Source organism: Serratia sp. FGI94 (genome assembly GCF_000330865.1).
Classification (GTDB): Bacteria; Pseudomonadota; Gammaproteobacteria; order Enterobacterales; family Enterobacteriaceae; genus Serratia_B; species Serratia_B rubidaea.
Genome location: NC_020064.1, coordinates 339,828 through 365,162 on the forward strand (window position 1 = coordinate 339,828; position 25,335 = coordinate 365,162).

The 25,335-nt window shown below is 57.1% G+C and carries 22 protein-coding genes, 3 tRNA genes and 1 pseudogene; 14 read left to right on the forward strand and 12 right to left on the reverse strand.

Annotated elements, in window-relative coordinates:
- Window positions 1–96: 96 nt before the first annotated feature.
- Window positions 97–1,533, reverse strand: a complete 1,437-nt coding sequence (gene aspA, locus D781_RS01445) for an aspartate ammonia-lyase (protein ID WP_015344269.1) — start codon at window positions 1,531–1,533, stop codon at window positions 97–99.
- Window positions 1,534–1,884: 351 nt separating this feature from the next.
- Between aspA and D781_RS01450 the strand changes: the two genes are divergently transcribed.
- The 3 genes from D781_RS01450 (at window position 1,885) to groL (ending at window position 4,579) form a co-directional block, all read left to right on the forward strand.
- Window positions 1,885–2,376, forward strand: coding sequence for an FxsA family protein (locus tag D781_RS01450; RefSeq protein ID WP_015344270.1), 492 nt, complete (start codon window positions 1,885–1,887; stop codon window positions 2,374–2,376).
- Window positions 2,377–2,596: 220 nt separating this feature from the next.
- Window positions 2,597–2,890, forward strand: coding sequence for a co-chaperone GroES (locus D781_RS01455; protein ID WP_006322062.1), 294 nt, complete (start codon window positions 2,597–2,599; stop codon window positions 2,888–2,890).
- Between the two features lie 45 nt (window positions 2,891–2,935).
- Complete coding sequence (gene groL / locus D781_RS01460; RefSeq protein WP_015344271.1) at window positions 2,936–4,579, forward strand: chaperonin GroEL; 1,644 nt, start codon at window positions 2,936–2,938, stop codon at window positions 4,577–4,579.
- Between the two features lie 205 nt (window positions 4,580–4,784).
- On the opposite strand, the gene D781_RS01465 is transcribed toward groL, so the two are convergent.
- On the reverse strand, window positions 4,785–5,960 hold the full coding sequence (locus D781_RS01465) for a nucleotide disphospho-sugar-binding domain-containing protein (RefSeq protein WP_015344272.1): 1,176 nt from the start codon (window positions 5,958–5,960) through the stop codon (window positions 4,785–4,787).
- 686 nt (window positions 5,961–6,646) lie between these two features.
- Between D781_RS01465 and D781_RS01470 the strand changes: the two genes are divergently transcribed.
- A complete protein-coding gene (locus D781_RS01470) occupies window positions 6,647–6,991 on the forward strand; it encodes a DUF4156 domain-containing protein (protein ID WP_015344273.1) in 345 nt (114 codons plus the stop codon).
- Between the two features lie 27 nt (window positions 6,992–7,018).
- On the opposite strand, the pseudogene D781_RS01475 reads toward D781_RS01470, so the two are convergent.
- Window positions 7,019–8,264, reverse strand: a pseudogene (locus tag D781_RS01475) (IS3 family transposase).
- Window positions 8,265–8,363: 99 nt separating this feature from the next.
- Window positions 8,364–9,407, reverse strand: a complete 1,044-nt coding sequence (gene epmB, locus D781_RS01485; RefSeq protein ID WP_015344274.1) for an EF-P beta-lysylation protein EpmB — start codon at window positions 9,405–9,407, stop codon at window positions 8,364–8,366.
- A 41-nt stretch (window positions 9,408–9,448) separates the two neighbouring features.
- Here epmB and efp point away from each other — a divergent pair, with 41 nt between their 5' ends.
- From efp to sugE, 4 genes are all read left to right on the forward strand, one after another.
- On the forward strand, window positions 9,449–10,015 hold the full coding sequence (gene efp, locus D781_RS01490; protein WP_015344275.1) for an elongation factor P: 567 nt from the start codon (window positions 9,449–9,451) through the stop codon (window positions 10,013–10,015).
- A 69-nt stretch (window positions 10,016–10,084) separates the two neighbouring features.
- Window positions 10,085–10,216, forward strand: a complete 132-nt coding sequence (locus tag D781_RS01495) for an entericidin A/B family lipoprotein (protein WP_041411700.1) — start codon at window positions 10,085–10,087, stop codon at window positions 10,214–10,216.
- Window positions 10,217–10,321: 105 nt separating this feature from the next.
- Window positions 10,322–10,453 carry an entericidin A/B family lipoprotein gene (locus tag D781_RS01500; protein WP_015344276.1) on the forward strand — a complete coding sequence of 44 codons (132 nt, stop codon included), beginning with the start codon at window positions 10,322–10,324 and terminating at the stop codon, window positions 10,451–10,453.
- Window positions 10,454–10,666: 213 nt separating this feature from the next.
- Entirely contained in the window at window positions 10,667–10,984 is a 318-nt protein-coding gene (gene sugE / locus D781_RS01505; protein ID WP_015344277.1) for a quaternary ammonium compound efflux SMR transporter SugE, read from the forward strand.
- A gap of 49 nt (window positions 10,985–11,033) precedes the next feature.
- Here the strand turns inward: sugE and frdD are convergent, their stop codons facing one another.
- Genes frdD through frdA form a run of 4 tightly spaced genes read right to left on the reverse strand, consistent with a single transcriptional unit; the run spans window position 11,034 to window position 14,338 of the window.
- Window positions 11,034–11,393, reverse strand: coding sequence for a fumarate reductase subunit FrdD (gene frdD, locus D781_RS01510; RefSeq protein WP_015344278.1), 360 nt, complete (start codon window positions 11,391–11,393; stop codon window positions 11,034–11,036).
- Window positions 11,394–11,405: 12 nt separating this feature from the next.
- Complete coding sequence (frdC, locus tag D781_RS01515; RefSeq protein ID WP_015344279.1) at window positions 11,406–11,798, reverse strand: fumarate reductase subunit FrdC; 393 nt, start codon at window positions 11,796–11,798, stop codon at window positions 11,406–11,408.
- 16 nt (window positions 11,799–11,814) lie between these two features.
- A complete protein-coding gene (locus D781_RS01520) occupies window positions 11,815–12,549 on the reverse strand; it encodes a succinate dehydrogenase/fumarate reductase iron-sulfur subunit (protein WP_015344280.1) in 735 nt (244 codons plus the stop codon).
- Window positions 12,542–14,338, reverse strand: coding sequence for a fumarate reductase (quinol) flavoprotein subunit (frdA, locus tag D781_RS01525; protein ID WP_015344281.1), 1,797 nt, complete (start codon window positions 14,336–14,338; stop codon window positions 12,542–12,544). The genes D781_RS01520 and frdA overlap by 8 nt, the downstream gene beginning before the upstream one ends.
- 396 nt (window positions 14,339–14,734) lie before the next feature.
- Here frdA and epmA point away from each other — a divergent pair, with 396 nt between their 5' ends.
- Window positions 14,735–15,712, forward strand: coding sequence for an elongation factor P--(R)-beta-lysine ligase (gene epmA, locus D781_RS01530; RefSeq protein ID WP_015344282.1), 978 nt, complete (start codon window positions 14,735–14,737; stop codon window positions 15,710–15,712).
- Window positions 15,713–15,770: 58 nt separating this feature from the next.
- On the opposite strand, the gene mscM is transcribed toward epmA, so the two are convergent.
- The 3 genes from mscM to rsgA all read right to left on the reverse strand — a co-directional run bounded on the left by mscM (window position 15,771) and on the right by rsgA (window position 21,172).
- Window positions 15,771–19,136, reverse strand: coding sequence for a miniconductance mechanosensitive channel MscM (mscM, locus tag D781_RS01535; RefSeq protein WP_015344283.1), 3,366 nt, complete (start codon window positions 19,134–19,136; stop codon window positions 15,771–15,773).
- Window positions 19,137–19,148: 12 nt separating this feature from the next.
- Window positions 19,149–20,045 carry an archaetidylserine decarboxylase gene (gene asd / locus D781_RS01540; RefSeq protein WP_015344284.1) on the reverse strand — a complete coding sequence of 299 codons (897 nt, stop codon included), beginning with the start codon at window positions 20,043–20,045 and terminating at the stop codon, window positions 19,149–19,151.
- A gap of 77 nt (window positions 20,046–20,122) precedes the next feature.
- Complete coding sequence (gene rsgA / locus D781_RS01545; protein ID WP_015344285.1) at window positions 20,123–21,172, reverse strand: small ribosomal subunit biogenesis GTPase RsgA; 1,050 nt, start codon at window positions 21,170–21,172, stop codon at window positions 20,123–20,125.
- 172 nt (window positions 21,173–21,344) lie between these two features.
- Between rsgA and orn the strand changes: the two genes are divergently transcribed.
- The 4 genes from orn (at window position 21,345) to D781_RS01565 (ending at window position 22,430) form a co-directional block, all read left to right on the forward strand.
- Entirely contained in the window at window positions 21,345–21,890 is a 546-nt protein-coding gene (orn, locus tag D781_RS01550; protein WP_015344286.1) for an oligoribonuclease, read from the forward strand.
- Window positions 21,891–22,082: 192 nt separating this feature from the next.
- Window positions 22,083–22,158: transfer RNA gene (locus tag D781_RS01555), tRNA-Gly, on the forward strand.
- Between the two features lie 65 nt (window positions 22,159–22,223).
- Window positions 22,224–22,299: transfer RNA gene (locus D781_RS01560), tRNA-Gly, on the forward strand.
- Window positions 22,300–22,354: 55 nt separating this feature from the next.
- Window positions 22,355–22,430: transfer RNA gene (locus D781_RS01565), tRNA-Gly, on the forward strand.
- 309 nt (window positions 22,431–22,739) lie between these two features.
- Here the strand turns inward: D781_RS01565 and queG are convergent.
- A complete protein-coding gene (gene queG / locus D781_RS01570; RefSeq protein ID WP_015344287.1) occupies window positions 22,740–23,879 on the reverse strand; it encodes a tRNA epoxyqueuosine(34) reductase QueG in 1,140 nt (379 codons plus the stop codon).
- Here queG and nnr point away from each other — a divergent pair.
- Window positions 23,878–25,332, forward strand: a complete 1,455-nt coding sequence (nnr, locus tag D781_RS01575; protein ID WP_015344288.1) for a bifunctional ADP-dependent NAD(P)H-hydrate dehydratase/NAD(P)H-hydrate epimerase — start codon at window positions 23,878–23,880, stop codon at window positions 25,330–25,332. The genes queG and nnr overlap by 2 nt on opposite strands.
- Window positions 25,333–25,335: the final 3 nt, after the last annotated feature.

Below are 25,335 nucleotides of genomic sequence, written 5' to 3' on the forward strand. Positions count from 1 at the left end.
TGAAAATGAAACGTTAAAAATTTGTGGGCGCTAGAAAGTAAAAAGGCACGCTATCCAGAGGATTTAGCGTGCCTTTCGGGCTACCGGATGTATCTGTTATTGTTCGTTTTCATCTGTATAGCGTTTTGCTTTATAGGCCGGATGTTTTAGGTTCTCGACGGAGAAGATGTCATCCAGTTCGGCTTCCGTCAACAGGCCGCGCTCCAGGACTACCTCACGCACGCTCTTACCGGTTTCCGCACAGATCTTACCGACGATGTCACCGTTATGGTGGCCGATAAACGGATTCAGGTAGGTCACGATGCCGATAGAGTTGAAGACGTAGTGTTCGCACACTTCCTTATTGGCGGTAATGCCGTTGATGCATTTCTCCAACAGGTTATAGCTGGCGTTGGTGAGGATATGGATAGACTCGAACATCGCCTGGCCGATCACCGGCTCCATCACGTTCAGCTGCAGCTGACCTGCTTCGGACGCCATGGTAACGCAAGTATCGTTGCCGATCACTTTAAAGCACACCTGATTGACCACTTCAGGCACTACCGGGTTAACCTTGGCCGGCATAATGGAAGAACCTGCCTGCAGTTCCGGCAGGTTGATTTCATTCAGGCCGGCGCGCGGCCCGGAGGAGAGCAGGCGCAGGTCGTTGCAGATTTTGGACATTTTCACGGCCAGACGCTTCAGTGCGCTGTGCACCATGACGTAAGCACCGCAGTCCGAGGTGGCTTCAATCAGGTCTTCAGCCGGCACGACCGGCAGGTTGCTGACTTCCGCCAGTTTCTGCACCGCCAGCTGCTGATAGCCGTCCGGCGTGTTCAGCGCGGTGCCGATGGCGGTGGCGCCCAGGTTGACTTCCAACAGCAACTCCGCGGTGCGGCGCAGGTTGCGCGTCTCTTCGTTCAGCAGCACGCTGAAGGCGTGGAACTCCTGGCCCAGCGTCATCGGCACCGCGTCCTGCAGCTGGGTGCGGCCCATCTTCAAGATATTTTCAAACTCTTTGGCCTTGCGCTCGAAGCCATCGCCCAGTTGGTTGATGGCGTCGATCAGCTTCATCACCGAGGCGTAAACCGCAATGCGGAAGCCGGTCGGGTAGGCGTCGTTGGTGGACTGGCTCTTGTTCAGGTGATCGTTCGGGTTCAGGTACTGATATTCCCCTTTCTGATGCCCCATCAGCTCCAGGCCGATATTTGCCAGCACTTCGTTGGTGTTCATGTTCAGCGAGGTGCCCGCTCCGCCCTGGAAGACGTCCACCGGGAACTGATCCATGCATTTGCCGTTATCCAGCACTTCATCACAGGCTTGAATAATGGTGTCGGCGATTTTGCGCGGGATGGTTTTTAGCTCTTTATTCGCCAGCGCAGCGGCTTTCTTCACCATCACCATGCCGCGGACAAACTCAGGAACATCGCTGATTTTGCTGTTGCTGATATAAAAGTTTTCAATCGCACGCAGAGTGTGAACACCGTAGTAGGCATCTGCGGGTACTTCACGTGTTCCTAGCAGGTCTTCTTCGATACGAATGTTGTTTGACATGAGAACCTTCTCTATGTTGCTGCCGAATTATAGATTTTGTTAGCTAATTTATGTCGCCGTGAGCGCCGGCGGCCGCAGTATCAACCGCGAGCGGCCGGAGCTGCGCCGATCATATGCTGCTTCGCAATAAATGAGTGAACACAGATCACTATCTGGAATTTCAAAAACCACAGTTTTTGCATTGTGTGATCTGTTTCACATTTGTCAGTGTAGCCATTTAAAAGAGACAAGCCGGTTGAAAAGCCGATCGGATACCCTCATTGTAATTAACTCGACCTGTTTTATCAGGCCACTTTATTGTTCTCGTATGCGCCGGGGCGGGTACGCGAAGCTATCTGATAGGAGAACACGGTGCGCTGGTTACCGTTTTTACTGATATTTCTGCTGGTCTACATTGAAATATCGTTATTTATCAAAGTCGCCGCCGTATTGGGCGTCGCCGTTACCCTGCTGCTGGTTATTTTCACCTCCTGCGTCGGCATATCGTTGGTGCGCAACCAGGGGATGAAAACCTTTGTGCAGATGCAGCAGAAGCTGGCAGCCGGCGAAAGCCCGGCGGCCGAAATGGTGAAAAGCGTTTCGCTGGTAATGGCGGGGTTCCTGCTGCTGGTGCCGGGATTCTTTACCGATTTCCTCGGCCTGCTGCTGTTGCTGCCGCCGGTGCAAAAAACGCTGACGCTGAAGCTGATGCCGCATCTTTCGGTTTACCGTCCCGGCGGCTGGGGGCCGAGCGGCGATGCGGCCAACGGCAACACCTTCGACGGCGAATTTCAGCGTAAGGACGACGAACGCCACACGCTGGAACACCGCCCGGACGAGCACGACAAGCGCGACGATCGTTAACAGATGCTTTTCTGTTCATTAACAACACATCACCACGCGGCCGTCCGGCCGCGTTTTTGTGTCAGCGATCGCAGTTGGCTCATTCGTTAAAAATTTTTTTTCCCGGCCCCCTTGAAGGGAGTTGGAATGCCCCCATTTCAAAACCCACGAGGCCGGTAAACATGAGAATCCGGTGCACAACCCTAAATCTGATACAGACCTTCTTACAGGAGAGCGTTCAATGAGTATTCGTCCATTGCATGACCGCGTTATCGTCAAGCGTAAAGAAGTTGAATCAAAATCTGCTGGCGGCATCGTACTGACTGGCTCTGCGGCGGGTAAATCCACTCGTGGCGAAGTAGTGGCCGTTGGCAAAGGGCGCGTTCTGGAAAGCGGAAATATTCAACCGCTGGATGTGAAAATCGGCGACATCGTGATTTTCAACGACGGTTACGGCGTGAAAGCCGAGAAGATCGACAATGAAGAAGTGTTGATCATGTCCGAAAGCGACATCCTGGCAATTGTTGAAGCGTAATTACGCTTTATCTTCTGAACTGAAAAGAATTGAAGGGAAATACCAATGGCAGCTAAAGACGTAAAATTCGGCAATGACGCACGCGTAAAAATGCTTAACGGCGTGAACATTCTGGCAGATGCGGTAAAAGTCACCCTGGGCCCGAAAGGCCGTAACGTAGTGCTGGACAAATCCTTCGGCGCGCCAACCATCACCAAAGACGGCGTTTCCGTTGCGCGTGAAATCGAGCTGGAAGACAAGTTCGAAAACATGGGCGCACAGATGGTGAAAGAAGTGGCTTCCAAAGCGAACGACGCTGCGGGCGACGGCACCACCACCGCAACCGTTCTGGCGCAGGCTATCGTTAACGAAGGTCTGAAAGCCGTTGCTGCGGGCATGAACCCGATGGATCTGAAGCGCGGCATCGACAAAGCGGTTATCGCTGCGGTTGAAGAACTGAAAAAACTGTCCGTACCTTGCTCTGATTCCAAAGCTATCGCGCAGGTCGGCACCATCTCTGCAAACTCCGACGAAACCGTGGGTAAACTGATTGCAGAAGCGATGGAAAAAGTCGGTAAAGAAGGCGTTATCACCGTTGAAGAAGGCACCGGCCTGCAAGACGAGCTGGACGTGGTTGAAGGTATGCAGTTCGACCGCGGCTACCTGTCCCCATACTTCATCAACAAGCCGGAAACCGGTTCTGTTGAGCTGGAAAGCCCGTTCATCCTGCTGGCTGACAAAAAAGTTTCCAACATCCGTGAACTGCTGCCAGTACTGGAAGCCGTAGCGAAAGCCGGCAAGCCGCTGCTGATCGTGGCTGAAGACGTTGAAGGCGAAGCGCTGGCGACGCTGGTGGTGAACACCATGCGCGGCATCGTGAAAGTGGCTGCGGTTAAAGCGCCAGGCTTCGGCGACCGTCGTAAAGCCATGCTGCAAGACATCGCAACCCTGACCGCCGGCACCGTGATCTCTGAAGAGATCGGCATGGAGCTGGAAAAAGCCACCCTGGAAGACCTGGGCCAGGCAAAACGCGTTGTGATCAACAAAGACACCACCATCATCATCGATGGCATCGGCGACGAAGCGACCATCCAGGGCCGCGTTGCGCAGATTCGTCAGCAGATCGAAGAAGCGACTTCCGATTACGATCGTGAAAAACTGCAGGAGCGTGTAGCTAAACTGGCAGGCGGCGTTGCCGTTATCAAAGTTGGCGCAGCGACTGAAGTTGAAATGAAAGAGAAGAAAGCCCGCGTTGAAGATGCCCTGCACGCGACCCGTGCTGCGGTTGAAGAAGGCGTGGTTGCCGGCGGCGGCGTTGCGCTGATCCGCGTAGCGAGCAAAATTGCCGAGCTGAAAGGCGACAACGAAGATCAGAACGTAGGTATCAAAGTTGCGCTGCGCGCGATGGAAGCACCGCTGCGTCAGATCGTGATCAACGCCGGTGAAGAAGCTTCCGTTATCGCCAACAGCGTGAAAGCGGGCGAAGGCAGCTACGGTTACAACGCTTACTCTGAAGAGTACGGCGACATGATCGGCATGGGTATCCTGGATCCAACCAAAGTGACCCGTTCTGCACTGCAGTACGCGGCATCCGTGGCTGGCCTGATGATCACCACCGAGTGCATGGTTACCGACCTGCCGAAAGAAGATAAAGCCGACATGGGCGCTGCAGGTATGGGCGGCATGGGCGGTATGGGCGGCATGATGTAATCATCCCCCTTCACGCTTGCGTGAGTGAAAACCCCGGCCTGGCGCCGGGGTTTTTTTATCTCTGAATAAAGGGTTCAGGCGATGCGGAATAGCGGACGCGTGTTTTATCAGGCGGCGATGGAGCGGCAGGGCATGTCTCAGTGTTCAGCGCGGCGCATACATTTCATGCGCTTAATCATTAGTAACGCTCATGAAATATATCACGTTAACCCATGAGTAAACGTTCCAGCGCATCGTTTCGTTCTTTGTTCTCTTCACTTAGCCGCGAGGCGTAAAAAGCACAGTTATTATCATTGGTAACCGATTTTTTAATCATATGCCTCAACGCATTTATATCGCCGCCTTTAACGCCACAGCCTATTCTTTCGAGAGAGCTTGCGTTTTCGAACTGATCAAAGGCTTTTGGGTAGATTAACTGAGGTATGCCGTTTTTAAGCAGTTGGGCACTGGTGCCGATGCCGCCGTGGTGAATGGCAAACAGACATCCTTTGATGCTATCCATATTAAGATAAGGTGTTCTGATGACATTTTCTTCAACGTGGACGCTGTCGAGGGTGGGGGTGACCAGTACACATTTCAAACCTTCATCTTTCAGACTGCTTAAGACATGATTTATGCCTGCTTCATCAGACAATGCCCAACTGGTGAAGAAAATCACCGTTTTTTTGTCCACAAAGCGGTTGATTATCGGAGCGTGGTCGAATTCCCGGTTTTTATTTAACAGGAACCCCATGTAAAATCCATGCTGCGGTTTTTTTTCGTAGAACCAAGGCTCATACAAAATAATAGGCTTTAAGCGTCTATCTACCAGGTCGGTATAGATGTTTTTGTCGTCTGGGAGGTTCTCTGATTTTCTTATCGAGGCGATGACCCCCTGTAACAGCGGAGAAACCAGGCGGCGTCTAAAGAGTTCAGCCTTCAGGTTTAATGAGGTGCCGAGCTTGCTTTCTAACCAGCTAATAAATTTCCCCGGGCAGAGTTTAAGGTTGGCGTTGGTAAGGCTTATCGGGAAGCGTTTTAACGAATATTTTTCGCTAACCACCTTGGCTGAAAAGACCCAAAGCGAATGAATAATTACACAATTATCATTCACCAACCTCTCGATTGAATGAAACATACCAACCTGATAATTAGCCATGTATGCAGATATTTTTATTAATGAGGTTTTCTTCTCCCATAGCTGGCTGTCACGTACTGAACGGATAAAGTCCCCTTTACTGCCTACTGCTGAAAAGGAAAGATTGCGAGACTCAACGTAATCTTTGAAGTATTCATTGGTAAGTATATGCACATCATGGTTTCTTTCTTTTAATATCGCGCCAATTTCGATGCATGGGTAAACGTCACCAGAGGAACCCAGGGCGCATATTATCACTCTCATATCACCATCCTGTTTTGTCGACTCTATTTTTTGGTTTCGTTCTGTCAGTCCAAGCGTCACTGATTGATTATTGCCATTATTTAATGGCTTCGGCATCCCGATAATGAGCGGGGTTGTCTATTAAGTTACATCTCAGTGACCGGATCGCATAAATACTTAGCTTATTAATATTTACCATTATCCTTTATTCGTCAGCTATCCGCTGTGTCGCCACCCCAATCATTAGATGTATTAATATATGCTATGGCGCAGGAATTTGCCCAAGAAAAGGCGCACAACCGTCACTTTTCTTTATTTATTTATGGATGCGCATAACGCCATGAATATTATGGCGTTAAATTTCTTACCCTCCGTGCTCTGACGGATTTATCCCGACGCCGTTTGCCTGGCGGTTTTGGACTGGGACGATTTTGGCTGAGTGGGAGCGGGTGGGGTTGCTGATAGGCTCGCGCGGCTTACCGTATCGGTTGCACGGAGCGCATGGGCAGGACGCCGATTATAACAAAGAGCTGGCGCACAGGGTTTGGCGATATTTTTACCGGCCGGACGGAATTAGCGTGTAAACTGTTACCTCATCAACTGTCGCTCTATGCGTTGACCAAGTATACGTGGCAACGGAAGCTTAAGAGGTAGCATTGCTTTCTGATAAGCTTTTGCGTAATTCTCAACATTATATGGGGAACAAGATGCGGACTACAGCCTTACTGGGACTTTCGGCGGCGCTGCTGCTGGCAGGATGCAGCACCACTCATCAACTGACCAGCGCAGGTCAGCAGGTTAAATTTACCGATACCAAACCGGCGGCGGAATGCCAGCTGGTGGGGGAAGTCACCGGCACGCAGAGCAACTGGCTGTCCGGCAGTAATGCAGAAAGCGGCGGCCTGCGCGGTGCGGCCAACGACCTGCGCAACAAGGCGGCTGAAATGGGCGGCAACGTGATTTACGGTGCGACCAGCCCGAGCCAGAATCTGCTCTCCAGCTTCGCCCCTCTGGACAGCAAAATGATGGGCCAGGTTTATAAATGCCCATAACGGCCCCACGCCGTTAACCACCGATGACTAGTCCTGATATAGGTTGACACTTTTCAGCCGGATAACGCCCGATGAACCTCATCGGGCGTTTTGTATTTCAGCGACAGGTGCGGCCGCTGTGTGTTGTAGATGTTCACCGACTCCCTGACCATCTTTTTTGCCTGTACGATGTCTTCTGGCCTGCCGAGCAGATATTCCGTTTTAAGTATCCCATTTACCCGTTCCGCCAGCGCATTCTGGTAACAGTCATACCCGTCCGTCATCGAGCAAGTGACACCATACCTTTGATGTAACGCCTGATATTCCTGCGAACAGTACTGGATACCCCTATCCGAGTGGTGCACCAGCGGCAACGTCGTGCGTCTGCCGGCCAGCGCCATTTTGAACGCGCAGGCGACGTGTCGGGTATGCAGACTGTCATGTACATGATACCCCACGATTTTTCTCGACCAGGCATCCGTTATCAGGCTGACATACGCCGTTCCCGTCCTCAGCGGCAGGTAGGTGATATCCGCCACCCACACCTGTTCCGGACGGCTGGCTATTACTTGATTGTCTCCTGCTTTCAGCAGGTTGGGATGGCGATAAAAACGATGATGGCTGTGCGTCGTCTTGTGATATGCCCGTTTAGGCATCACCAGTAACCGCGCGCAGCGCAGGATACTGAACAGCCGGTCGCGGCCCACATGCAACGCCGGTTCCGGGCGTTGCCGCAACAGGTGATGCAACTTACGCGTCCCCAGTCGGGGCTGATGCAAGCGGATAGCCGTTACCTGTGCGACGAGATGCCGGGCCTGCTCCTCTCTGCCTGCCTCTCGCTGCAGAGACTGATACCACGCTTGTCGGCTGATGCCCATCCATCGGCAGGCCCGCGTTACTGTGAGTCCCGGTACTTGTGTTTGCGCGATAAGGCGGTTAACTGCTTTTTTGTCAGCGTAGCACCAAAGTCGGTATTCATCACTTTGACGACGGCTTCGAAGAACTGGGCTTTGACTTCAGATTCAGCCAGTTGCTGCTCAAGTTCTTTAATTCGCTGTTCGGGCGTCAGGGGAAGTTTGGGCATGTTGCCTCCGCACTTTTGGGGGGAAGGAGAAGTCCGCCAGTCAAGTTGACCGTATTTGCGCAGCCAGTTCATGACGGTTGCGTTGCCTTGGATACCATAACGGTCTGCGGCCTGACGACAAGTCATTTCACCTTTTTCGACCTGTTCGACAACGGCTAACTTAAAGGATAGAGAGTAATCGCGTTGTGTGCGTTTAACATACTGGTTCATCACATTTTCCTCTGTACGTGAGTAAAATGTGTCAACGTTATTTAGGACGGGTCACCGATATAAAAAAGAGGAATGCCTGGGCATTCCTCTTTTTTTCGCTTAAGGCTGCGGCGCCGCGTCCTGAGTCAGCCGCAGATCCAGCGGCGTTTTGCTGGGTTCGCCGCCGATCTCGCGCGTCAGGCGCGGTACCAGATAGCCGGACACCTTGCTCAGCAGCTGCTGCATGATGCGGCGCGCTTCGTCATCGCTGACCATAAAGTGGGCGGCGCCCTGCACCTTATCCAGCACATGGATATAATAGGGGAGAATACCGGCATCAAACAGGGCGTTGCTCAGCGTCGCCAGCGTATCGGCGTCGTCGTTCACGCCGCGCAGCAGCACGCTCTGATTAAGCAGGGTTACGCCGGCACGGCGCAGCCGCGCCATGCTGGCCGCCAGCGCCGCATCAATCTCATTGGCGTGGTTAATGTGCGTCACCATCAGCACCTGCAAACGCGAGCGGGACAGGCGCTGGCAGAGCTCAGGCGTGATGCGCGCCGGGATCACCACCGGTAAACGGCTGTGGATGCGCAGGCGTTTCACGTGCGGGATGGCTTCCAGCTCGCCGATCAGCCAGTCGAGCTCATGATCTTTCGCCATCAGCGGGTCGCCGCCGGAGAAGATGATCTCGTCCAGCTCCGGCTGTTGGCGAATATAGTCCAGCGCCTGGCGCCAGTTGGCTTTATTACCCTGGTTATCCTGATAAGGGAAGTGGCGACGGAAGCAGTAACGACAGTTGACGGCGCAGCCGCCTTTAACCAGCAGCAGGGCGCGGTTGCGGTATTTGTGCAACAGGCCGGGCACCACGCTGCGCTGTTCGTCCAGCGGGTCGGTGGTAAAGCCGGCGGCGGTCACGAACTCATCGCTGGCGGTCAATACCTGACGCAGCAGCGGGTCGCCGGCGTCACCGGCGCGCATGCGGGCAGCGAAAGCGCGCGGTACGCGCAGCGGAAACAGGCGGCGCGCATCGCGTCCCTGAGGCAGTTCCGGATGTGTGTTCAGTGACAGAAGCCGCAGCAATTCATCGGGGTCGGTAATAACATCGGCGAGTTGATGCAACCAATCTTCTCTATCTGCGATGTTTTGGGTTACAATATGTGCCATTTTTTTGGCTAAGCTACCAATTTAAAATTCAGAGGGCCATTATGGCGACTTATTCTAGCAACGATTTCCGTCCGGGTCTTAAAATCATGATCGAGGGCGAACCTTACGCTGTGGAATCCAGCGAATTCGTGAAACCAGGTAAAGGCCAGGCTTTCGCACGCGTTAAAATGCGTCGTCTGCTGACCGGCACCCGCGTAGAGAAAACCTTCAAATCCACCGACTCGGCCGAAGGCGCGGACGTGATGGATATGAACCTGACTTACCTGTACAACGACGGTGAGTTCTACCACTTCATGAACAACGAAACCTTCGAGCAGCTGGCTGCGGATCAGAAAGCCATCGGCGACAACGCCAAGTGGCTGCTGGATCAGGCAGAGTGCATCGTGACCCTGTGGGACGGCCGTCCTATCGCCGTTACCCCGCCGAACTTCGTTGAGCTGGAAATCGTTGATACCGATCCAGGCCTGAAAGGCGATACCGCAGGCACCGGCGGCAAACCTGCCACGCTGTCTACCGGCGCCGTGGTTAAAGTGCCATTGTTCGTACAGATTGGCGAAGTGATCAAAGTTGACACTCGCTCTGGCGAATACGTATCACGCGTTAAGTAAGCATCAAAGCGGGGGAGTCATCGGATTCCCCCGTTTTATTTTAATCCCTTGATAGTTGGCAGAATTTGCATGATGAAGAAAACTCTGTTGGCCGTTATTTCCCTGACGCTGCTGCTGTCGCTCAGCGGTTGCAACACCTTCCGCGGCTTTGGCCAGGACGTTCAGCATCTTGGCGGCGCGATCTCCCGCGGTGCGAGCTAAGCCGCCTCCCGTAACAACCAGTCCCATTTACTTGCGCAACGCCCGCCAATATTGACTACGCTTAGAGAGCCGTATCTTTTCATCACTGATAAATAAGGAAGTCTTATGCTGAAGAAAAGTATCCTTGCGATGTGCTCCATGCTGTTCCTGTTTTCGCTGACCGCGTGTAATACGACCGAAGGCATCGGTAAGGATGTTCAGGCCGGCGGCGAGGCGATTCAACGCAGCGCGCAATAGCGTCATGCTCTAATGTCTGTGGTATTCCATTAGCAATCACGGGCGTTGTTCTCTGTTCCCCGGCGGTGGAATACCCTGTATATACTGCGGCAGCGGTATGTTCCGCAGACGCCAGTTTGGTTATATAATCCCTGCTTCACCCTGCCAGGTTGGACGACCTTCCTGCGCTTCCTGATGTCCGGGGACGACCCCACCTAATCCTGGAGCCGTTTCATGGCGTGGATCATTCTTGTTTTTGCCGGTTTACTGGAAGTTGTCTGGGCGATAGGCCTGAAATATACCCACGGTTTTACCCGTTTGACGCCAAGCATTATTACGATAGTTGCGATGGTGGTCAGCATGCTGCTGCTGGCGAATGCGATGAAAACGCTGCCGGCCGGCACCGCCTACGCGGTATGGACCGGCATCGGCGCGGTGGGCGCGGCGGTGATGGGTATGATATTGCTGGGCGAGTCGACCAACCTGATGCGCATCCTCAGCCTGTGCCTGATTATTGTCGGGATTCTGGGGCTGAAATTCAGCAGCCATTGAGGCGATAAACGCAGAGGGCGGCCGGATAGCGTGGCCGCCCGTTGAGGGTTTACAGCGTGACGACGCCGATCAGCGTGACGACGCTGAGGATGGCCGCCAGGCCGTAGAATACCCACTTGCCGGCCGGCACGTGGATTTTCAGGTCGTGCATCGCGTGATGGATGCGGTGCAGACCACACCACAGCGGCAAGATGATCATCAGCAGCAGGAACAGACGGCCGACAAGGCTCTGGCAGAACGCCAGTACGCGCTCATAGCCCAGCGCTTCACCGGGAAACAGCCCCAGCGGCAGCAAAATGCCCAGCAGCAGCACGATCACCGGGGCCACGATGGCGCCCCACATGCCGCCGGCGCCGAACAGGCCCCAGAAAATCGGCTCGTCGGAGCGTTTAGGTGCGTGGTTAATCATATTTCCTCCCAATTACAGTAGCGCGACGGCGAGAACGACCAGCGTGAGCAGAATGGTCACCGCCCACAGGGCTTTGACGATCGGGCCGGGGCCCATCTTTTCGCCGTTGACCACGATATTGGCCGCCTTAGGCGCCAGATCGAACCAGGTTTTGGTATGCAGCAGCGCCGCCAGCAGAGCGATGATATTAATCAGCAGCACCAGCGGGTTTTGCAGGAAACCGACGAACCCTGCCCAGCTTTCCGCGCCACCCTTCAGGGAAAAGACGCCGTAAATCATCAGGATGCTGAACCAAACCGCCGGCACCGAGGTGCCTTCACGCAGCATATAGAAGCGGTAGAACCCCAGTTTTTGCCACCAGTTGGGCGCCATGGCGCGCACATAAGGCTTACGTTGTGTTGTCATTGCACTCTCCTCTCCCTTATTGCGGCTTCAGCATGGCGATCATAAAGTCGGTAGCGCTTTCAACTTTGCCCTGTTGAATCGCGGCGGCCGGGTCGACGTGTTTCGGACAGACTTCAGAGCAGTAACCGACAAAGGTGCAGCTCCAGACGCCGTTCTGACCGTTGAGCTGCGGCATACGCTGCTTTTTGCCGTGGTCGCGGTTGTCGAGGTTATAGCGGTGCGCCAGGGTAATGGCGGCCGGGCCGATAAACTCAGGGTTCAGGCCGAACTGCGGGCAGGCGGCGTAGCACAAACCGCAGTTGATACAGCCGGAGAACTGGTGGTACTTCGCCATCTGCGCCGGCGTTTGCACGTTGGGACCGTCTTCCGGTTTGCGCTCATTGCCGATGATATACGGCTTGATGGCCTCCAGGCTTTCGATAAAGTGGGTCATATCGACCACCAGATCGCGCTCGATCGGGAAGTTGCCCAGCGCCTCGACCTTCATGCCGTCGGCGTAGTCGCGCAGGAAGGTTTTACACGCCAGCTTCGGCACGCGGTTGACCATCATGCCGCAGGAACCGCAGATCGCCATGCGGCACGACCAGCGGTAGGACAGGTCCGGCGCCAGGTGGTCTTTGATATAGCCCAGCGCATCCAGCAGCGAGGTCTGCTCGTCATAAGGCACGCTATAGGTCGCGAAATGCGGTGCGGCGTCGCTTTCCGGGTTATAACGCATGACCTCGATTTTCAGCGTTTTCATCTCAGCCATTCGCCTGCTCCTTCTCCTTTTTCTCCTGCGCATCGGCCTCGGCGCCATAGACGCGCTTGGCCGGCGGCAGTTTGGTAATTTTCACATCGCTGTACTCCAGGCGCGGTGCGCCGTCGGCGTTGTGGAACGCCAGCGTATGTTTAAGGAAGTTGACGTCATCACGCTCGGTGCAGCCGTCGTCCAGCCGCTGGTGGGCGCCGCGCGACTCTTTGCGGTTAAAGGCGGAGTGCGCCATGCATTCCGCCACGTTCAGGCCGTGCTGCAGTTCGATGGTGTACAACAGGTCGGTGTTGAATACGCTGGAGCGGTCGGCAATCCTGACGCGTTTCACGCGCTCCTTCAGCTCCGCCAGCTTGTCGATGGTTTTCTGCATCAGCTCCGGCGTCCGGTAGATGCCGCAGCCTTCTTCCATCGACAGGCCCATTTCGTCGCGGATCGCCGACCAGCTTTCGTCGCCTTCCTGTGCCAGCAGGTCGTGGAGGCGCTGCTCGACGTCGCGGCTTTGCGCCTCCAGCGCGCTGCCGTTGGCCGGCGCGCTCTCCTGCGCGCGCTGCGCGGCGTGTTCGCCCGCCACGCGGCCAAACACCACCAGTTCCGCCAGCGAGTTAGAGCCGAGCCGGTTGGCGCCGTGCAGGCCGACGGATGAGCATTCGCCCACCGCATACAGGCCCTTGATGCGGGTTTCGCAATTCTGGTCGGTTTCAATGCCGCCCATGGTGTAGTGCGCGGTCGGGCGCACCGGAATCGGTTCTTTCACCGGGTCGACGCCGACGTAGGCCTTGGCCAGTTCGCAGATAAACGGCAGACGTTCGAGCAGCTTCTTCTCGCCGAGGTGGCGCAGATCCAGATACACCACGTCACCGCGCGGCGTAGCGATGGTGCGGCCGGCGCGCCATTCGTGCCAGAAGGCCTGGGAGACTTTGTCGCGCGGCCCCAGCTCCATATATTTGTTCTTCGGCTCGCCGAGCGGCGTCTCCGGCCCCATGCCGTAATCCTGCAGATAGCGATAGCCGTCTTTGTTCACCAGAATGCCGCCTTCGCCGCGGCAGCCTTCGGTCATCAGGATGCCAGAGCCGGGCAGGCCGGTGGGGTGATACTGCACAAACTCCATATCGCGCAGCGGCACGCCGTGGCGGAAGGCGATGCCCATGCCGTCGCCGGTCACGATGCCGCCGTTGGTGTTGTAGCGGTAAACGCGGCCGGCGCCGCCGGTGGCCATCACCACCGCGTTGGCGCGGATCTGCACCCGGGTGCCTTCCATCATATTGATGGCGACCAGGCCGCGCGCCTGGCCGTCATCGACCAGAATATCGAGGACGAAATGTTCATCAAAGCGCTGGATTTGCGGGTATTTCAGCGAGGTCTGGAACAGGGTGTGCAGCATATGGAAGCCGGTTTTATCGGCCGCGAACCAGGTGCGTTCGATCTTCATGCCGCCAAAACGGCGCACGTTGACCGAACCGTCTTCCCTGCGGCTCCATGGACAGCCCCATTGCTCCAACTGGGTCATTTCCCGCGGGCATTGGTGCACAAAGTGATCCACCACGTCCTGTTCGCACAGCCAGTCGCCGCCGGCGACGGTATCGTTGAAGTGATAATCGTAGGCGTCGTGCGCCTGGGTGACGGCGGCGGAACCGCCCTCGGCGGCCACCGTGTGGCTGCGCATGGGGTAGACTTTTGACACCAAGGCAATTTTTAAGGCGGGGTTGGCTTCCGCGGCGGCGATCGCCGCACGTAAACCCGCGCCCCCAGCGCCAATAATGGCGAGATCGGCGTTAAAGGTTTGCACTGCACTCCTCCAATATTCTTGTCAGAACGGCTGATTAACTTTCAAGGCTTAAAATTCAGGAATAATTCGGATGCTAATTAAACGCCGGTAATTTATAGCGTTAGCCCCACGCACAGATAACACCCGGCAAATATAGGGTTTTAATATACCCAAAGTTGAGTAGGTGAAATTTGATGTGATCGATTATTTTGTCGATTAGTGCGCATGCCGGAGCCATTACCGATAAAAATGGCGCCTTGCTCGCATTTCACTGTTATTTGTCTAACTCGCAGCGGTTTATATAGCCGTTATCGTTTTTATGTTTTTAATCGGCACCTGACCGGTCGGCGCAAGAATTTGTTTGCCCGGCAGGATGCGAGTAGACTGCATGCCCTGTTTGATTTCGGAGTAATTACCATGAGCGAAGCGGCAAGCTGGCAGCCAAGTGCACCTATCGCCAATTTGTTGAAACGCGCAGCGATTCTCGCTGAGATCCGGCGCTTTTTCGCCGATCGCGGCGTATTAGAGGTGGAGACGCCGGCGATGAGCCAGGCAACCGTCACCGATGTCCATCTGGTCCCGTTCCAGACGCAGTTTGTCGGCCCGGGCGCGGCGGATGGCATGACGCTGTACATGATGACCAGTCCGGAATATCACATGAAGCGTCTGCTGGCGGCCGGCAGCGGCCCGATTTATCAGTTGGGGCGCGCTTTCCGTAATGAAGAAGCCGGACGCCACCACAATCCTGAGTTCACCATGCTGGAATGGTACCGCCCGCATTACGATATGTACCGGCTGATGAATGAAGTGGATGACTTATTACAGCAGGTGCTGGACTGTGACAGTGCGGAAACGCTCTCCTATCAGCAGGCGTTCCAGCGTCATCTGGAGATCGACCCGCTGTCGGCGGATAAGGCGCAGCTGCGTGAAGCCGCCGCCAAGCTGGATCTGAGCAATATTGCCGAGACGGAAGAGGATCGCGATACGCTGCTGCAGATGCTGTTCACCTTCGGCGTCGAGCCGCACATCGGCCGTGAGAAGCCGGCGTTCGTCTACCATTTCCCGGCGTCGCAGGCGGCGCTGGCGGAGATCAGCACCGAGGATCACCGCGTGGCGGAGCGTTTCGAAGTGTATTTTAAGGGCATTGAACTGGCGAACGGCTTCCGCGAGCTGACCGACAGCAGTGAACAGCGTCAGCGTTTTGAGCAGGATAACCGCAAGCGCGCCGCCCGCGGCCTGCCGCAGCAGCCGATCGACTATCACCTGCTGGAGGCATTGAGCCACGGTATGCCGGAGTGCGCCGGCGTAGCGCTGGGGGTGGATCGTCTGGTGATGCTGGCGCTGGGGGCGGAAAGCCTGAGCGACGTGATTGCCTTCCCGGTGACGCGCGCCTGACGGGCAGCCGCCAGCCAATAAAAAGGCCGACATCGATGATGTCGGCCTTTTTTTATGCTTACAGCCCGCCGGAATCGCGCTTGGTGCTCGGCGCCGGCGTGGAGGAGACCGCGCGGCCGTCGTGATTGGTGATGCGCGACAGGGTGTCGGTGCGCACCTGGAACGGCGGGTAAGGCAGGGTAATGCCGTGTTCACGGTAGCCGGCCAGGATCAGCTGGTGCATCTCATGGCGCAGCGGCATACGGTGGCCCATTTCGGCGGCGTAGATACGCAGTTCGAAGATCTGAATACCCTGCTGCAGATCCACCAGGTAGACCTCCGGCGGCGGGGTATCCAGCACCAGCGAACAGCGACGGGCGGCGTCGGTGAGGATTTTGGTCACCTCCTCGCTGTTGGCCTCCGCCGGCGCCGGCACGGTCAGCACCACACGGGTGATGGCGTCGGACAGCGACCAGTTGACGAACTGTTCGGTGATAAACGCCTTGTTCGGCACGATGATCTCTTTACGGTCCCAGTCGGAAATCGTGGTGGCGCGGGTGTTGATCTTGGTGACGCTGCCGGTCAGGTTGCGGATCGTGACGGTATCGCCGATGCGGATCGGTTTTTCAAACAAAATGATCAGGCCGGAGATAAAGTTGGAGAAGATCTCCTGCATACCGAAGCCGAGGCCGAAGGTCAGCGCGGTGACCACCCACTGCAGTTTCGACCATTCGATCCCGATCCAGGAGAAGCTGAGGATGGCGCCGATCAGCAGCAGCAGATATTTGGTGATGGTGGTAATGGCGTAGCCGGTGCCGGGGGACAGATCCAGGTGCTGCAGTACCGCCAGTTCCAGCAGCGCGGGCAGGTTGCGCACCAACTGGGTGGTCACCATGATCACCAGCACCGCGATCAGCACCGCGCCGAGGGTGATCGACTGGACGCTGTCCACGCCGTTGCTGGTGGAGGTCACATTCCACAGTGAGATATTTTCCAGGAAGGCGAAGGCGGAGTGGATCTCCGACCACAGGAAGATCACCGACACCAGTGCGATCATTGTCAGGATCGAACGCACCAGCCGCAGCGACTGGGCGCTGATCGCATCCAGATCGATCTCGGTCTCATCGATATCGATACTGCCTTCATTACTGCCGGTGACGTGCGTATTGCCGGTTTCATCCTCGCCGCGCGCACGCTGGGCCAGAATTTCGGCGCGCCGCTGTTTGGCGCGGTCGAAGGCGATGCGCCGGCGCTGAATCAGCATCCAGCGGCGGATAATGTGGTAGACCACCAGCAGGAAGAACCAGATGGCGACCGAGGTTTCCAACCGCGCCAACAGCGCCTGGGCGGTGGCGAGGTAGCCGATAGTGGACGCCAACGCCGCCAGCAGCGGCGCAGACATCAGTACGCCCCACAGCGCGGTGTTCACCATGTTATCGCCGGAGCCTTTCTTATCCAGATAGAGTGGGATGCCGGCGCGCTTGAGGCTGCTGGTCACCAGCAGCAGGGCGACGCACAGCAGGATAAAGCACAGGCGTCCCAGGGTATTGGAGAACTCGCGGTCGTTGAGGTTATCGAAGGTGATCAGCGCCATAATCAGCGGCACAATCAGCCAGATCGACATCTTGTAATAGCGCATGGCGCGTGAAACCTGCTGCGACGGCCAGCCGAAGTGTACGATAAACAGGCCGCGCGGGTGGGCGAAGGTGGCGCTGATCATACAGACCCACAGGATCGGCAGGGTGGCGGTCACGCCGTCGCCGATCGCCACCGCGACCGGATAAGGCCAGGCGTTCTGCAGGCCGAAGCCCAGTGCCGCCCACAGCACCGGCAACGGCAGCGCCACCAGAATTGACCAGAAGACGTTGCGCAGGGTCAGATAGAACTGATCCTGAGTGACCTTGCCGACCTTGCTGCTCGAACGCTCCAGAAATGCGTGGTAGTGCTTGCGGGTGCTGATGCTGAATATCACCAGCAGCAGGGCGCCGAAAATGGGCACCAGCGTGCTGCGGCTGGTCACCATCATCACAAAGGCGCCGCTCAGCTGCGACAGGGTATCCAGCGACAGCAGACGGGTCAGGTCGTGCGCCACGTTGAGCGGATAGGAAAGCGTCAGCGGGCTGACGTCCGGCACCCAGAACAGATAACGGTGGGTGGCGTCTTTGATTTCATTGAGTGCGTCGACCAGCTGCGTGTTGGCCACTTTCAGCTTGGTCAGCTCCAGAATTTGCGTATCGCAGCCGGACAACAGGGAGTTAAGCAGTTCGCGCTGGGTGCGCAGCTGCGCGTCGATAATCTGTTTCTGGCTCGGCGTCAGCTCGGAGCCGTCGTCCTGCTTGATGCTTTGCGCGCGCTGCGGCAGTTTTTCCAGCTGGTTTTCAAACTGCAGACGCTGGACGCGCAGCTGCGCCATATCGCTGTCCAGCTGCTGCGGCTTGGGCATTTCCGGCAGCGTCGACACCTGCGCGCGCAGCGTTTCGCCCAGCACCGGCGATGAGCCCAGCCATTGCGCCTGCTCGATGATGGTGCTCATCGCCTGACGCACCTGCAGGGTTTGCGAGGCGGCCTGGCGCTGCTGCGAAGAGATCAGATCCATACGCTGCGCCTGATTATTCAGCGCGGTGGAGAGTTCGCGGTTAATTTGCAGCTGTTCGCTGATGCTTTTCGGCAGTTCGCCGCTCTGTTCGGCCAGCTGTTCGGTTTTTTTCAGCGCCAGCTCGGCTTCGCGCTGGCGTTGGTTATTCAGGTTATTGCGCAGCGCCTGCAGCTGAACATCCAGCTTTTCATGCCGCTTTTTAAACACTTCGGCGCGCATGCGCGCCAGTTCCTGCCGGTTATTCGCCGACAGCTGGGCGAGATCCAGCTCGTTGACTTTGGCCTTGCGCGCGGCGGCTTCGGTCTGCAGCAGATAAAGCTGCGCCAGCGCCTGCGGCTTGGTCGGGTTCGGCGGCAGCGCCTGCAGGCGGCGCTGGGTTTCCGTCAGCGTGCGCCGGGCTTCGGTCTGCTGCTGCGGCAACTGGCCGAGCGAGTCGCTGATTTCGCGCGAACGGTCCTGTTCCTGCTGCATCAGACGCGCCTGCTCCAACAGCTGGCTGCTGGTCTGCAGGATTTGCTGTTCCAGCTCGCTGGTGGGCAGATTATCGCCGTTCGGCAGGATTTTGGCGCTTTCAACCGCTAACTGACGGCGCAGCTGCTGCGCCATCTTGGGAAAGTCGTCGATCACTTTCTGGTACTGTTCCGTACGCGTCAGGGATTCGGTGCGTTCGGCCAGCCGGTTGAGGGCGCTTTGCAGCGCCTCAACCGTTTCCGCCTGATTGGCTGCGTTTTTGTTGCTTTCTGCCTGTTTCAGCTCCTGTTTGAGCTGCGACTCGCTGGGCAGCGCCGCCGCCAGCGCCGGCTGAGCCAGTAAACAACCGAGCAATAACGTGGTGATAATCAGGCGCACGACATCATTCCTTTAGGTTTGCGGCGCTTCTGCCGCGTCGCGTGCGGTAGCCGCTTCGGCAAAGGCTTCACCCATACGGGTCACGGTGCCGTTGTTCAGGCGCGGTTCGAAATGCACGCTGTTGGCGGTAAACAGGTTGATCACCGTCGACCCCAGCTTAAAGCGGCCCATCTCTGCGCCTTTTGCCAGCGTCACCGCCTCGTCTGCGCCGGCCGCCGGGTAGGTCCAACGCTTGATGATGCCTTCGCGCGGCGGCGTCACGGTGCCGGCCCACACGGTTTCAATGCTGCCGACGATGGTGGCGCCGACCAGGATTTGCACCATCGGCCCGAATGCGGTGTCAAAGACGCAGATCACGCGTTCATTACGAGCGAACAGGTTAGGCACGTTGGCGGCGGTCAGCGGGTTGACCGAGAACAGGTCGCCCGGCACGTAGATCATCTCGCGCAGCACGCCGTCACACGGCATATGCACGCGGTGATAGTCGCGCGGCGCCAGGTAAGTGGTGGCGAACAGGCCGTTGCGGAAGGTGTCCGCCAACTGGTAGTTACCGGCCAGCAGCGCCTCCAGGCTGTAGTGGTGCCCCTTGGCCTGGAAGATCTGATCGTCGCGGATCAGGCCAAGCTGGCTGATGGCGCCGTCGGCCGGCAGCGCCAGCACGTTGGCGTCGCTGACGACAGGACGCGCGCCGTCGCGCAGCGGACGTACGAAGAATTCATTAAATGTGGCGTATGAGGTCAAATCCGGGTTCTGCGCTTCCTGCATATCCACACGGTAATAGCGGGCGAACAGTTTTACCACCTGCTGTGTCAGCCAGCCGGCCTCTTTGTCTGCGCCCCAGCCGGCCAGACGGGTCAGCGCCAACTTCGGCAGCCAGTATTGTAATTTGATTTTGATGCTATCCAGCACGTTAACCTCTTAAAAAGGGGGTAAAAGGCGCGCATTGTAACGACCCGCAGATCGCTGTCAACGTTCGCCCGAGGGTGTTAACCGTTGGCGTCCAGCAGGTTCTTGCGAACCTTGACCTGCGCCATACTTTCTAAAATGCGGTGATAATTGTCGAAGCGCTCTTCGGCGATATCGCCGCGCTCCACCGCGGCGCGGATGGCGCAGCCGGGATCGTTATCGTGCTTGCAGTCGCGGAACTTGCAGCCGCCCAGGTAATCGCGGAATTCGACAAAGCCCTGGGTGATTTGTTCCGGCTCCAGGTGCCACAGGCCAAATTCGCGCACCCCCGGCGAGTCGATCACATCACCGCCGTGCTGGAAGTGGTACAACCGCGCCGCGGTGGTGGTGTGCTGCCCGAGGCCGGAGACGTCGGAGACGTCATTCACCAGAATCTGTTCGTCGGACGGCGGCAGCAGGGCGTTCAGCAGGCTGGATTTCCCGACGCCGGACTGCCCGGCAAAAATGCTGATGCGTCCCGCCAGCGCCTGTTCGAACTCCGCCATGCCCTCGCGGGTACGGCTGGACACTTCCAGCACCCGGTAGCCGATGCGGCGGTAAATATCCATCATGCCGTCAACCAGCTGGCGCGCTTCCGCGTCCAGCAGATCGATTTTGTTCAGCACGATCAGCGGCTCGACATCCAGCGTTTCGCAGGCCACCAGGTAGCGATCGATAATGTTCAGCGACAGCTCCGGCAGGATCGCCGACACGATCACGATCTGATCGATATTGGCGGCGATCGGTTTGACGCCGTCGTAGAAATCCGGCCGCGTCAGCACCGAGCTGCGCGCATGCACGGCTTCGACGATGCCTTTTACCCCTTCATGGTTGCCAAGGCCGGGGCGCCATACCACGCGGTCGCCGGTCACCAGCGACCGCAGGGTGCGACGAATATTGCAGCGATGCTGACTACCGTCTGCTGCTTCAACGTCGGCGTGCATGCCAAAGCGGCTGATGACGATCCCCTCTTGCGGTTCACCCAATTGGCTATCGTCCAGTTCCGGTTTGTTATCAGTGCGCTTCAGGCGGCGCTGATGGTTTGCCTGCACCCGGCGTTGTTGACCTTTAGACAGTTTGTTTTTGCTCACTGCGCCTCACTCTTCGGCTTTATATCGCTCTATCGCTCGTTGCGACTAAAAAGACTATGATACACGCTATTTTATATTAAATAACCGTTGTTGGCTGCCGCGCGCCGTTGCGGAATATTTGCCGCCGCCGGCCGGCGCGGGGTTGTCTTGAGGCTTACAGGCAGGAACTATTATGACCGCAAACGAAAATAACCTGATTTGGATCGATCTGGAGATGACCGGTCTGGATCCCGAGCGCGACCGTATTATCGAGATCGCCACGCTGGTGACGGACGCCAATCTGAACATTCTGGCGGAAGGGCCGGTGATCGCCGTGCATCAGTCAGATGAACAGCTGGCATTAATGGACGATTGGAACGTGCGCACCCACACCGGCAGCGGGCTGGTGGAGCGGGTGAAGGCCAGCAGCATTGACGACCGGGCGGCGGAGCTGGCGACCATCGCGTTTCTTGAACAGTGGGTGCCGGCGGGCAAATCGCCGATTTGCGGCAACAGCGTGGGTCAGGACCGGCGTTTTCTGTTCCGCTATATGCCGCTGCTGGAAGCCTACTTCCACTACCGCTATCTGGACGTCAGCACGCTGAAGGAGCTGGCACGCCGCTGGAAGCCGGAAATTCTGGCCGGTTTTAAAAAGCAGGGCACCCATCAGGCGCTGGACGATATCCGCGAATCGGTGGCGGAACTGGCCTATTACCGTGAGCATTTTATTCAGCTGTAAGCCGGCAAGGGCCGTTAGACGTTCAGAAAATGCCGCTCTTTGCCGCTTAATTCGCCATATTGGCGCATTAAGCAGCAATCAAACAAAAAAAGCGATTTTTTGCGTTTAGGGGCTTGCGGCAAAAAGGAATTCTCGTATAATGCGCACCCCGTACCGATGAAGAATTTCGAAAAGTTCAGCTATCGATACGACGCGGGAATAGCTCAGTTGGTAGAGCGCAACCTTGCCAAGGTTGAGGTCGCGAGTTCGAGCCTCGTTTCCCGCTCCAAATTCAGCAATGTCGCAGTTTGCGGCATGATGAGTAACAAGCAGTACCAGTAGTAACCATGCGACGCGGGAATAGCTCAGTTGGTAGAGCGCAACCTTGCCAAGGTTGAGGTCGCGAGTTCGAGCCTCGTTTCCCGCTCCAAAATTTCAAAGGCCATCTTCATTTTTGGCCGGATGCTGCGAAGCATCTCTTGTGTGCGGGAATAGCTCAGTTGGTAGAGCGCAACCTTGCCAAGGTTGAGGTCGCGAGTTCGAGCCTCGTTTCCCGCTCCAATTTTCTCCCCCTTTAAACGTCACCACATCGCCCTCAGCGATGCGAGCGAGTCTCTTCTGTATTATTCATACGAAAAATCTTGTAAACAGAGTTATCCACAGGCTGCTCGGGTAATACCTCGCGGACAAAAAAACAACGTTATCAGAATGAAATATTTATCTTTTTGATTTTTAAAGATATTTATTTATTCCAAAACGTTACCCCGATCACTTGCTCTTTTTGTGACGTTTGAAAGACAAAGGGTTTTTATTTTTATGCACAAGTCCACAGGCTACATGGCGGGGTGGATGATAGGTCTGCCATTGGCATCAGGCGTCCCTCGGTAATCCCTTTTCTACCGCGCGTATTAATCGTTTTTTCTGCGGGCTCTGCACCTCAACGCGGTGTTCGGCGCGGCGGGCCAGCTGTTGCTGCAGCGCCCACTCGATATGTTCATCCAGCAGTTCGCTTTGCCCCAGCCGGGTGCGCAGGGCGGTGACGACCTCTTCCTGATACGGCGCGTTGCCAAGTGCGACGGCAATATTACGCAGCCAGCGCAGATGGCCGATGCGGCGAATCGCCGACCCTTCGGTGATGCGCAGAAATTTTTCCTCGCTCCAGGCGAACAGATCGATCAGCTGCGGCGCATGCAGCGCCGCGCGCGGGCTGAAGTCCGCTTCGTCGGTCAGCTGTGAGAAACGGTTCCATGGGCAAATCAGTTGGCAGTCGTCGCAGCCGTAGATACGGTTGCCCATCAGCGGACGAAACTCTTCGGGGATCGCCCCTTCCAGCTCAATGGTCAGATAAGAGATGCAGCGGCGGGCGTCAACGGTATACGGCTCTACGATGGCGCCGGTCGGACAGGTGGTGATGCAGGCCACGCAGCGGCCACACTGCTCCTCCTGCGGCTGGTCGACCGGCAGGGGCAAATCGATCAGCAGTTCGCCGAGGAAAAACCACGAGCCGGCTTCCCGATTCAGAATCAGTGAGTGTTTACCAACCCAGCCAATCCCGGCCTTGGCGGCTAACGGGCGTTCCATAATCGGCGCCGAGTCGACAAACGGCCGGAAATTCAGTTCGCCGCAATACTGCTGGATCTGTTCGCCGAGCTTTTTCAGGCGCTGGCGCAGCAGCTTGTGGTAGTCACGCCCCAGCGCATAGCGGCTGACATAGCCGAGCTGTGGGTTGTTCAGCGTGCTGGCGAATGCCGCCTTGGCCGGCAGGTAGTTCATACGTACGCTGATCACCCGCAGGGTGCCGGGCAGCAGCTCATGCGGCCGGGCGCGCAGCATGCCGTGGCGCGCCATCCACTCCATTTCTCCGTGGTACTGTTTATCAAGCCACGCCTGCAGTTTTGGCTCTTCAGCGCTGAGATCGGTATCGCAAATGCCAACCTGCTGGAAGCCTAGCGATTGCCCCCATTGCTTGATATGTTGGGCGAGTTGATGGAGATCGAGAGGGTGTGTCATGACGGGCCATAGTGAGAAACAATACGCTGTCAGTTTACCACACTCTGTCTGGCCTGCGGACTGGATCAGACAGGCGGAGCCGTTAGCGGCCGCCGCCGCCGGTATTTCGCTGTACGAACTGATGCTGCGTGCAGGCGCTGCGGCTTACCGTCTGGCCGGCGTTTGCTATCCGGCCGCGCGCCACTGGCTGGTGCTGTGCGGGCGTGGCAATAACGGCGGCGATGGTTACGTGGTCGCGCGGCTGGCCACGGAGGCCGGCGTGCGGGTGACGCTGATCGCCGGCGCAGGTTCGCGTCCCTTGCCGGCTGAGGCGGCGATGGCGCGTCAGGCCTGGCTGGATGCCGGCGGTACGGAGCTGGCGGAAGACAGCCGCTGGCCGGTGGATATCGACCTGATTATCGACGGCCTGCTGGGCAGCGGGCTGCCGATTGTGGCGTTGGATATTCCCTCCGGGCTGCTGGCGGCCAGCGGTGCCGTTCCCGGTGCGGCGATTCGTGCCGCGCACACCATCACCTTTATCGGGCTGAAGCCGGGCCTGCTGACCGGCCAGGCGCGCGATTGGGTCGGGCAACTTCATTATAGTACGCTAGGATTATCTGAATGGCTGGCGCAGCAACCGGTGCAGATTCAGCGCGTTAGCGCTGCCGATCTGGCAGGATGGCTGCCGCCGCGGCGCCCGTGTTCGCACAAAGGCGAACATGGACGCTTGCTGTTGGTCGGCGGCGATCGCGGCTTGGGCGGCGCGATACGTATGGCCGCCGAAGCGGCGCTGCGCAGCGGTGCAGGATTGGTGCGAGTGCTTACTCACATTGATCATGTGGCGCCGCTGCTGACGGCGCGCCCCGAACTGATGGTGCAGGCGCTGGATGACGAGGCCCTGCAGCGGGCGTTGGCGTGGGCCGATGTCATGGTGATTGGCCCGGGCCTTGGACAGGAGGCGTGGGGTCGGAATGCGCTGAAAGTTCTGCAATCCAGCGATAAACCAACGTTATGGGATGCCGATGCGCTTAACCTGCTGGCATTAAATCCCGAGAAGCGTCAGAATCGTGTTATTACGCCGCATCCCGGCGAAGCGGCGCGGCTCTTGGGCTGCAGCACCGCCGAAATTGAAAGTGATCGCTTACTTGCCGTGCGCCGTCTGGCGGCGGACTATGGCGGCGTTGCGGTGCTGAAAGGCGCGGGAACGCTGATCGCCGATGAGCACGGCGCGATGGCGATTGCCGACGTCGGCAACCCCGGCATGGCGTCCGGCGGCATGGGCGACGTGCTGGCGGGCATTATCGGCGGATTGCTGGCGCAAAAGCTCTCGCTGTATGATGCCGCCTGCGCCGGTTGCGTGGTCCACGGCGTCGCCGCGGATAGCGTGGCGGAAAAACAAGGAACCAGAGGGTTGCTGGCGACCGACTTACTGCCGGCGATCCCTTATTACGTTAATCCTCAGTTGGCAAAATAGATA